Source organism: Erwinia psychrophila, assembly GCF_039023475.1.
Classification (GTDB): domain Bacteria; phylum Pseudomonadota; class Gammaproteobacteria; order Enterobacterales; family Enterobacteriaceae; genus Erwinia.
The window spans coordinates 212,730-222,150 of record NZ_JBCHVB010000007.1; the positions used below are offsets into that span (position 1 = coordinate 212,730).

Genomic DNA, 9,421 nt, shown 5'->3' on the forward strand with positions numbered 1-9,421 from the left:
TTACCATCTTCTTTCCATTTCGATCATTCAGTGAGGCGATAATGAATCTTAACAGTATTCCGGCACTTGATGACAACTACATCTGGACATTAAATAACGAGGATGGTCAGTGCCTGATTGTCGATCCGGGCGAAGCGGCACCGGTGCTGGCGGCGCTTGAAAAAAATCGCTGGCAGCCCGTCGCCATTCTCCTCACCCACCACCATCACGATCACGTTGGCGGCGTAAAAGAACTGCTGTCTCATTTCCCTCAACTAACCGTTTATGGGCCTCAGGAGACGGCAAATAAGGGCGCTAACAGGGTGGTTCAGGAAGGTGAGCACCTCACTATTTTGGGTCTCGAATTTAGTGTGATAGCAACGCCGGGCCATACTTTAGGACATATCTCATATTACAGCCCGCCTTATCTTTTCTGTGGCGACACGCTTTTCTCAGGCGGCTGCGGACGTCTCTTTGAAGGCACGCCTCAGCAAATGTTTTCATCTTTTCAAAAGCTTAATAAGCTCCCCGACGAGACACTGGTTTGCTGCGCGCATGAATATACCTTATCAAACCTTAAGTTTGCTGCGCATCTTTTACCGCAGGACTCCGACATATCGGCCTATTATCTTAAAATTAAAGAGTTACGTGCAAAACAGCAGGTAACTTTGCCCACAAAGCTGTCGCTGGAGCGCCGTATTAACGTTTTCCTGAGAACGCAAGATGCTGAAATTAAAGCTATTTTAAAAGACGAAACGCCACAGGATGCGGAGTGGCAAATATTTGCGGCCTTACGTCATAAGAAAGACCATTTTTGATTTTTCAGGTTGTGCTGAGCCAGGCGAGCACGTATAGTTGCTCGTCTTTTAAGCGACAAATTGACACACACATGAAGGCTACAGCGATATTACTCGCCTCGGTCTTGCTGGTTGGGTGCCAGGCGTCAAGACATGACGCCAACCTGCCCGAACAGCATGCACAGAGCTTGTCTTCGGCTGGTCAGAATGAAGTAAAAGACACAGACCGTTTATTATCACCGCGTTGGCAGGACGATGGAACCAGCCTGACGCAGGATAAAAACCTGTGGAATTTCATTAGCGACGAGCTGAAGATGAAGGTCCCGGATAACGCCCGGGTACGCGAACAAAAGCAAAAGTATTTGAAGCACAAGAGCTATCTCCACGATGTAACATTACGGGCAGAGCCGTATATGTACTGGATAGTCGAGCAGATTAAGCAACGTAATATGCCGATGGAACTGGTACTGCTACCCATAGTGGAGAGCGCTTTTGATCCCCATGCCACTTCTTCCGCCAATGCCGCAGGCATCTGGCAGATCGTGCCGCAGACGGGGCGTAACTACGGTCTGAAACAGACCCAGTGGTATGACGGACGTCGCGATGTTGTCGCCTCGACCCGTGCCGCGCTGGATATTATGGAGCGCATGAACCGTATGTTTGACGGCGACTGGTTACTGACCATCGCCGCCTATAACAGCGGAGAAGGACGCGTTCTCAAAGCGATGAAGGCCAATAAAGCCCGCGGCAAGCCGACGGACTTCTGGTCGCTGTCGCTGCCGAAGGAAACGACGATCTACGTGCCTAAGATGCTGGCGCTGGGTGATATCCTTAAGCACAACAAACGTTATGGCGTTCGCTTACCGGCCCCCAATAAAACCCGCGCGCTGGCACGTGTTGAGGTGGGACAGCCGATTGAACTGACGCAGGCGGCCGAGATGGCCGGTATGTCAGTCAGCAAGCTGAAAAACTATAATGCGGGTTACAAGCGCGGCAGAACGGCACCGAACGGACCTCACTATATTATGGTGCCGAAGTCGAATGTTGCGAAGCTGCGCAACTCACTGGCAACGGGCGATATTTTAGCGGTACAGCCGGTCGCGCTCGCCAGTAACGGCGGCAAGACCTATAAAGTGCGCAACGGCGATACGCTCTCCGGCATTGCGCAGCGCAATAACGTTTCTGTGAAAGCGCTGAAGCAGGCGAATAACCTGAAAGGTGCCGTCATTAAACCGGGACAAACGCTGAGCCTGGGCGGCAGTAGCGCTATCAGTCTGGCCGATAATGGCAACAGCATCACCTATAAAGTCCGTAAAGGTGATTCTCTGGCCAGCATTGCGAAACGTCACGGGGTGAACCTGAAAGATGTGATGCGCTGGAACAGCGGCGGGTCGGAGAACATCCGTCCGGGCGATAAGCTGACGCTGTTTGTGAATAACAGCAGCACGCCTGATAGCTGACCGGTTTATCTGCACAAAAAAGCCAATCCCCGGATTGGCTTTTTTTATGCTTACTATTTTACTGCCCTGTTATAGCGCCTCTGCCCCACGCTCAGGCGACTTTTACCGCCTCGATAAAGAGCGTATCGGTGCTGAAGCTGCCGTCAGCCTGAAGCGCGTAATAGCGCTGAACTTCATCAGGCGCAGAGTGCTGATAAGCCCGGATAGCCGCTGTCATCACCTCGGGGGTACGCATACGTTCAATCCAGCTTGTAAAATCTAAATCCAGCCGGTCCTGGCTGACCGCACTGATTGTCAGCCCCGCGTCGGTGAACATCGACAGCCACTCTCCCGGTGAGTAGTCCCGCACGTGCGACGTATCCCGCAGCGCTTCTACTGTCTGTAACCAGATATCAAGCAGCGGATGTCCCGGCGAACTCACGTCCATAAAGATCACTCGCCCGCCAGGCTTAAGTACGCGTTTTACCTCACGCAGGGCGCTTCCCACATCGTGCCAGTGATGCGCGGAATAGCGGCTGATAACAATATCAAACTGTTCATCCTCAAAAGGCAGCTGCTCCGCGTAGCCCTGGCGGGTGGTTAACTGCGTATAGCCCCGCGCACTTGCCTCCACCTTAACCACTTCCAGCATTTCAGCCGAGAGGTCATAAGCCACAACGCTGCTGACGTGCTGAGCCGCAACGTAGCTGGCATGCCCTCCCCCACAGCCCAGATCCAGCACGCTGGCATCTTTCTCTGCGTTAAGCCGTTCGCCCAGGCGTTCAAGATCGCGGCCACCGGCATGCACGGCGCTGCTCAGATAGGCATCTGCCCGCTCGCCAAACTGGTTATTAACATGTTCATGATGGTGCGTTGCCATACTTAATTTCCTTATTACGTTTTTTTATGGGCAGAACGCATTGCTGGTCTGCCCGGGAAGGCAGGCCAGATGTTCCCTAGAGAAGCGCAGGCTTGCCGGGATGGAATTCAACGAGTAGCGGATTATGATCGGAGGCGCGGGTGACCAGTACGGACGCTTTGGCGACGCCCATCCCCCGATAGAAAACAAAATCGAGTGGCCGGCCAAAAGCTTTGCGACGGTGATCGTCGGTAAAGCCTACCTCTTCCAGGCCCATATCGCGGGCGAAGTTATAGAGCGCGTTAATGCGCTGGCGGCTCCAGGCATTGAAGTCGCCCGCCATAATGACCGGCCCCTGATGATGAATGATTTGCTCGCCAATAGGCCCCAGTTGCTTGCTGTAGACGTCAATACCCAGGCTGAAATTTACGGCGTGAATATTCACCACCATCAGCATCTCACTGTTGGGCAGCGGATAGGCGGTGACCAGCGCCGATTTTGCCAGACGTAACAGGGGCTCACGCTCACGCAGCGGGCAGCAATAAACGGGATGGGCCGATGCCAGCGTCATGACGCCTGAGGGATGCTGAGGCAGCACGAATGCGGGTACCTGATCGGCGGCCAGATAGTTGCTGGTGGCAAAGTCCACCAGCTCCGGCGTGGTTTGCGCCTCCTGCAACAGAACCAGATGAGCATCTTTACCAAAGCTCTGTAATACCGAGAGCCAGTCAGCACGCTGCTGCTTAAAAATATTCCACACCAGCACGCGCAGCGCCGATTCCGTGGTCAGGGGCTCGCCCGGCGGTAAAGCCTTTCCGACATGCAGCATCGCGCCAGGCGGAAATATTCGTTCCGCTGGCTGTCCGGCTACATATCTCATGGCATAGGTCTTTTTACGCACTTTACCGCCTGCTTCTGTTACCGCTAAGAATTTCGCTTAGTCATTCAGTTATAGGGGCTTTAAGGCGGAGTTTCAATCAGAGCCTGCTAATTACGCCGGATAGTCGGTAAACAAATGCAACCGACTCCCGTTACCGCTCACGCAGGATTTTTCCCGGCAGTAACGGCAGATGACCACGAAATGCGGTATTTTTACAGCGGATAGCGTTAGCCGCCAGCCCATGGTTAAATAACAAAAGAATAAAAAATGCAGCGGGAATTTTGCCACAGGAGCAAAAATGAGGGCGAATTCAGAAGAACTCCGGATTTTTGTGGCGGTGGTAGAAAGCGGCAGCTTCAGCCGTGCCGCCGGCCAGCTGGCAATGGCGAACTCTGCCGTAAGCCGCGCGGTAAAGAAACTGGAAACGAAGCTTGGCGTGGAGCTACTTACCCGCACCACCAGACACGTTAAGCTCACCCAGGAAGGGGAAACTTACTTCCGTCGGGTACAGCTGATCCTCCGGGAGATGGCCGCCGCAGAAAATGAGCTCATTGAGAGCCGCCAGACGCCCCAGGGCCTGCTGCGCATCGATGCCGCCACGCCGGTCGTGCTGCACCTGCTTATGCCGATGGTCAGCGCCTTTCGCGAGCGCTATCCCGACGTCAGGCTGTCGCTGGTTTCCTCAGAAACCTTCATTAACCTTATTGAGCGCAAAGTCGATATCGCTATTCGTGTTGGTAATCTGACAGACTCAAGCCTGCGCGCCCGGTCCCTTTTCACCAGCTACAGGAAAATCGTTGCCAGCCCCGCCTACCTTGAGCAGTACGGCAAGCCGCAGCGGGTCGGGGATCTGGCCGATCGCCACTGCCTGGGCTTTGTTGAGCCTCAGAGCCTGAATCGCTGGCCTGTGGCGCAGGAAGATGGGCAACTTTACGAAATAAATCCGACGATTACGTCAAACAGCGGCGAGACGCTCAGACAACTTTGTCTGACGGGGAACGGCATCGCCTGTCTGTCGGGTTTTATGATCGATCAGGATATTCAGGCTGGAAGTGTGGTGGAACTGCTGGCCGATAAGGTGCTGCCAGTCGGGATGCCGTTCAATGCTGTTTATTACAGCGATCGGGCCGTGAGTACGCGCGTCCGGGCATTTATTGATTTTATGGGCGAGTGGCTGTCAGTAAAGGATCGCTGATTGCCATTGCCCGCTGCATAAGGCTCACACTACTCTGTGCGCATCGCAGGCATACCTCTGAGGGGCTATTTAACATGGACAGAAGACCTGCTGTAGCAGGTGCATACACATCATTCGATTACCTGCGCGTAACATAATCTCACAAACCAATCCCGATTATTCCAGCGAAGCGCGTGCAGATACTACGGTTTTTATTAGGCTTGATTTACGTTCCTTTACATGAGAGGCGTTTGTGTCAGGTCAAAAACGTTCCCTTTTATCTACGCTAAGCGGCATCATTGTCACTTTATGTGGTTTGCTGCTGCTGGTGCTGGGCATATGGCTCACTATTGAAGGTGGCACGCCCTGGTATATTGTTTCCGGTCTCGGCATTCTGATTGCGGGCCTGCTGATATTACGAAGTAAACCGGCAGGGATTTGGCTCTACCTCGCATCGTTTATCGCCACAGCAGGCTGGGCGCTGTATGAAGTCGGCCTGGATGGATGGCAGCTCATGCCGCGTCTTTTTGCGCTGGCACTGCTCGGCCTCTGGCTCAGCATGCCATGGATAATTCATCGCATAATGCTTTCAAAAGCGCAGGCCCGTGCAGGAATAGCTTCCGGAATAGTCTATGTGACAGCGCTTCTGGTCATATTTTTTAGCGGTTGGCAAATTACTGATGCGCGGTTTGTGCATAAAACCCCCTTCCCCACCGCTACGCAGCCCGCTGCTGCCTCAGATGCTGATAATAATGAATGGCGTTATTATGGCCGCAACGCAGCAGGTCAGCGATTTTCACCGCTGGAGCAAATTACTCCGGCGAATGTGAGCCAGCTCAAACCGGTCTGGCGCTACGATAGCGGCGATGTTATGCGTAAGGGCGAAGACAAAGCGGGCAGAGAGTTCAGCTACGAGGCCACGCCGGTTAAGGTCGGCAACAGCCTTTATCTCTGCACGCCGCATCGCGAAGTGATCGCGCTTGATGCCACCACCGGGCGCGAACGCTGGAAATTCACGCCTGAAAATGACACTTCAGCCAACGAATATCTGGCCTGTCGTGGTGTGGCCTATAGTAATGTACCCACTGATGCCGTTTGCCCGGAAAAAATTATCAGCACCACGGCCGATGCCCGGATGGTGGCGCTCAATGCGCGTACTGGCAAACCCTGTGAGAATTTTGGTGATAAGGGCTACGTTAGCCTGACCAATCGTATGGGTAAGGTTCCACCAGGCTTTCATTTCATTACCTCTCAGCCGATGGTGATGAAGGGCAAAATAGTTCTGGGTGGCTGGATCTACGATAACCAAACCGAAGGCGAGCCGTCCGGGGTAGTACGCGCCTACAGTGAAACCACCGGGCAGCCCGCCTGGGCGTGGGATCTGGGCAGAACGCCGGCAACGGCACCGCTTAAGCCGGGCGAAACTTTTGCCCGTGGCACGCCAAATGGCTGGGGAACCTACACCGCCGATGCGGAATTGGGACTGATCTTTATTCCGCTGGGTAACGCAACGCCAGACTACTATGGGGGTAAGCGCCGGCCTTTTGACAACAAATACTCCAGCGCACTGGTCGCGCTTGATATCCAAACCGGTGAGGAGAAATGGCATTTTCAGACGGTGCATCACGACGTCTGGGACTTCGATCTCCCTATTGGTCCTACCCTGGTTGATCTGCCTGACGGTAAGGGTAACAGCATTCCGGCGCTGGTACAGACCACGAAAATGGGTCAACTTTTTCTGCTCGATCGTCGCAATGGTAAACCGCTGGCGCAGGTTGATGAAAAGCCTGTCCCTGTCTCCCCCTCTTTGCCCGGAGAACATCTGTCAGCAACGCAGCCGTTCTCAACCGGCATGCCCGATCTTGGTCCACCAGACCTGAAGGCCAGCGATACATGGGGCGCAACGCCATTTGATCAGCTCTGGTGTCGGGTGCAGTTTCATAAGTACCGCTATCAGGGCAAATACACGCCGCCAGCCGAAGGCACGTCGATCGCTTACCCCGCTTTTGATGGCGTGATGGACTGGTATGGCGCGTCGGTTGATCCAGAACATAAGGTACTTATTGCCAATACGACCTATATGCCTTTCACCATGCAGATGATGAAAAGTCAGCAGGCGATTGAGAAAGGGCTGATGGAGCGCTGGCAGGGTTGGGGAAGCGGACAGCCTTACCCTAAGCCTGAAGAGTTCGCGGTTGGTCCACAATATGGCACCCACTGGGCCGCTGTGGTCAGACCCTGGCTGAGTGTTTTAGGTGCGCCCTGTAGCGCGCCGCCCTGGGGGAAACTCTATGCTATTGATTTAAATACCCGAAAAATTATTTGGGAGCGTCCGGCAGGTACTACGCGGGATATGAATATTTTTGGTACGCATACTAATGCGCCGCTGCCAACCGGCATGTTTATGATGGGCGGGAATATCATTACCCGGAGCGGACTTATCTTTATGGGAGCGACCGCAGATGATTATATTCGGGCCTTTGATGAGAAGTCAGGCAAGGAGCTATGGCGCGCTCGTCTGCCAGCCGGGGGACAGGCAACACCCATGACCTATCGCGGTGAAGATCGGCGGCAGTATGTCGTGATTGCCGCTGGTGGGCATGGCGGCTTAGGCACGCGATCGGGTGATTCACTGATGGCTTATGCGCTGCCTGCAAAATAGGGCTGACACCGCCTGAAACAGCGCGGAGATGTCTGACACATTCCCGCGCGTGGAACCTGAGGTTATCTGACCGTTCGCCTCATCAGGTAACCTTCCCTTACATGGCGTGCTTGATACCGCGTTTTAACAGCAGATAATTTGCGGGTACGGAAATTACATAACCGAAAAACATAGCCACAATCATCTGGCCCCAGAAGGTGACCGATCCTGTTTCAGTGGCGCTGTTAATATCACCCCCCCGGAAAAACCACAGGCAAATAAACATTCCTGCCTGAAAAACGATCAGGGAGATCGTGTCAGCTTTGACCGCCTTCACTAAGGCTGCGGTACGCGATTTCTCACCCATCTCACGCATAGGCAGATATTGAAAAAGAATACCCAGTAAAAACGCCGCGATAAATGAGATCAGCGTATGCCCGAAAAACGCCGAGCCTGCGAGAGTTGCTTTTGTCAGGGCCGCAACGGGCGCCGCGATGATATCGCCAATAACACAACCTGCCCCACAGTGGGTTGCTGATACACAGGCATCCCGCCAGCTTATATTGTGATGCGTGTTGTGTTGAGAAGAATGAGAATGATGCTTTGAGGCGCGCTTACCCAGAGCCTGCCAGACAAACCAGCCAAACACAGGCATATAGAGCCCGGTTACTGGCCAGGTGACAGACATAACTTTCATATGCTGAGGGTGATGGCGGATATTCCAGGCGATCGCCAGAGCTGTGCAAAGGCTGGCGATAATAATCAGACTGTAAATAAACATTATTCCTCCATGGCTAAACTTTTAATTCTAGTCGTGTCTGCGGCTTCCATGCCAGTAGCGCGCCCATGTGTGCAAAAAAGAGGACTTAGACAGGGAAGCCAGGATAAATGACAAGCCACTACATTAGCAGCGCCACAAATGAGATATTTAACTACGATAATAGGGGCTAATTGGGAGGGACTTATCAAGACAGTGTGCAAACTGCCAGGAGGAGCAATGCTTACACGGCAAATACCTGCGTTATAAACTTGCCGCTTTTTCTTAGGCAAAAAAAAACCGCACCTCAAAGAGGTACGGCTTTCAATTTCAGACAGTTTATAAATAAACCTCTGAATAAATAAGTGGCGGAACGGACGGGGCTCGAACCCGCGACCCCCTGCGTGACAGGCAGGTATTCTAACCAACTGAACTACCGCTCCACCGATTCTGTACTGAACTCAGAATGTTGCTTCTGATATCAGGTGTTTCACCCTTTCCACGTCACTGGAAGGTCATGACCAGATAACTGGTCTAAATTGATGTCTGGCAGTTCCCTACTCTCGCATGGGGAGACCCCACACTACCATCGGCGCTACGGCGTTTCACTTCTGAGTTCGGCATGGGGTCAGGTGGGACCACCGCGCTACAGCCGCCAGACAAATCTTGCTGCCTGAAACAAATATTTTGTTCTGATACTTTGCGGGCTTTCCGCCGTTCTCAGCACAAATCTTCTGTTCCCGCTAAATCTTAACTTGTATCAAGTTAATAAATGGTGCTGATACCCAGAGTCGAACTGGGGACCTCACCCTTACCAAGGGTGCGCTCTACCAACTGAGCCATATCAGCACTTTGTTACTTACAACAAGCGGCAAAAACACGCTTACTGTTTAAT

The 9,421-nt window shown here is 53.1% G+C and carries 7 protein-coding genes, 2 tRNA genes and 1 rRNA gene; 4 read left to right on the plus strand and 6 right to left on the minus strand.

Annotated elements, in window-relative coordinates:
- Positions 1 to 41 precede the first annotated feature (41 nt).
- Positions 42 to 797 carry a hydroxyacylglutathione hydrolase gene (gene gloB / locus AAH446_RS16815; protein ID WP_342907816.1) on the plus strand — a complete coding sequence of 252 codons (756 nt, stop codon included), beginning with the start codon at positions 42 to 44 and terminating at the stop codon, positions 795 to 797.
- A 71-nt stretch (positions 798 to 868) separates the two neighbouring features.
- Positions 869 to 2,236, plus strand: coding sequence for a murein transglycosylase D (mltD, locus tag AAH446_RS16820; RefSeq protein WP_342907817.1), 1,368 nt, complete (start codon positions 869 to 871; stop codon positions 2,234 to 2,236).
- 91 nt (positions 2,237 to 2,327) lie between these two features.
- Here mltD and AAH446_RS16825 read toward each other — a convergent pair whose 3' ends face one another.
- A complete protein-coding gene (locus tag AAH446_RS16825; RefSeq protein ID WP_342907818.1) occupies positions 2,328 to 3,095 on the minus strand; it encodes a class I SAM-dependent methyltransferase in 768 nt (255 codons plus the stop codon).
- A gap of 76 nt (positions 3,096 to 3,171) precedes the next feature.
- Positions 3,172 to 3,975, minus strand: a complete 804-nt coding sequence (locus AAH446_RS16830) for an endonuclease/exonuclease/phosphatase family protein (RefSeq protein ID WP_342907819.1) — start codon at positions 3,973 to 3,975, stop codon at positions 3,172 to 3,174.
- Between the two features lie 277 nt (positions 3,976 to 4,252).
- On the opposite strand from AAH446_RS16830, the gene yafC reads away from it, so the two are divergent.
- Both yafC and AAH446_RS16840 read left to right on the plus strand, forming a co-directional pair.
- Complete coding sequence (gene yafC, locus AAH446_RS16835; protein ID WP_342907820.1) at positions 4,253 to 5,149, plus strand: DNA-binding transcriptional regulator YafC; 897 nt, start codon at positions 4,253 to 4,255, stop codon at positions 5,147 to 5,149.
- Positions 5,150 to 5,381: 232 nt separating this feature from the next.
- Positions 5,382 to 7,790 (plus strand): membrane-bound PQQ-dependent dehydrogenase, glucose/quinate/shikimate family, encoded by a 2,409-nt coding sequence (locus tag AAH446_RS16840; RefSeq protein ID WP_342907821.1) that lies wholly within the window; start codon positions 5,382 to 5,384, stop codon positions 7,788 to 7,790.
- Positions 7,791 to 7,887: 97 nt separating this feature from the next.
- On the opposite strand, the gene AAH446_RS16845 is transcribed toward AAH446_RS16840, so the two are convergent.
- The 4 genes from AAH446_RS16845 to AAH446_RS16860 form a co-directional block, all read right to left on the minus strand.
- A complete protein-coding gene (locus AAH446_RS16845) occupies positions 7,888 to 8,550 on the minus strand; it encodes a DUF4396 domain-containing protein (RefSeq protein WP_342907822.1) in 663 nt (220 codons plus the stop codon).
- A 342-nt stretch (positions 8,551 to 8,892) separates the two neighbouring features.
- Positions 8,893 to 8,969: transfer RNA gene (locus AAH446_RS16850), tRNA-Asp, on the minus strand.
- A 101-nt stretch (positions 8,970 to 9,070) separates the two neighbouring features.
- Positions 9,071 to 9,186: ribosomal RNA gene (gene rrf, locus AAH446_RS16855) — 5S ribosomal RNA — on the minus strand.
- A gap of 113 nt (positions 9,187 to 9,299) precedes the next feature.
- Positions 9,300 to 9,375 (minus strand) — tRNA-Thr (locus tag AAH446_RS16860).
- Positions 9,376 to 9,421 lie beyond the last annotated feature (46 nt).

Excerpts from the sequence above, each read along its gene's own strand:
- gloB (WP_342907816.1), top strand. The coding sequence starts at position 42 with ATGAATCTTAACAGTATTCCGGCACTTGATGACAACTACATCTGGACA.
- yafC (WP_342907820.1), top strand. The coding sequence starts at position 4,253 with ATGAGGGCGAATTCAGAAGAACTCCGGATTTTTGTGGCGGTGGTAGAA.
- AAH446_RS16845 (WP_342907822.1), bottom strand. The coding sequence starts at position 8,550 with ATGTTTATTTACAGTCTGATTATTATCGCCAGCCTTTGCACAGCTCTG.
- mltD (WP_342907817.1), top strand. The coding sequence starts at position 869 with ATGAAGGCTACAGCGATATTACTCGCCTCGGTCTTGCTGGTTGGGTGC.
- AAH446_RS16825 (WP_342907818.1), bottom strand. The coding sequence starts at position 3,095 with ATGGCAACGCACCATCATGAACATGTTAATAACCAGTTTGGCGAGCGG.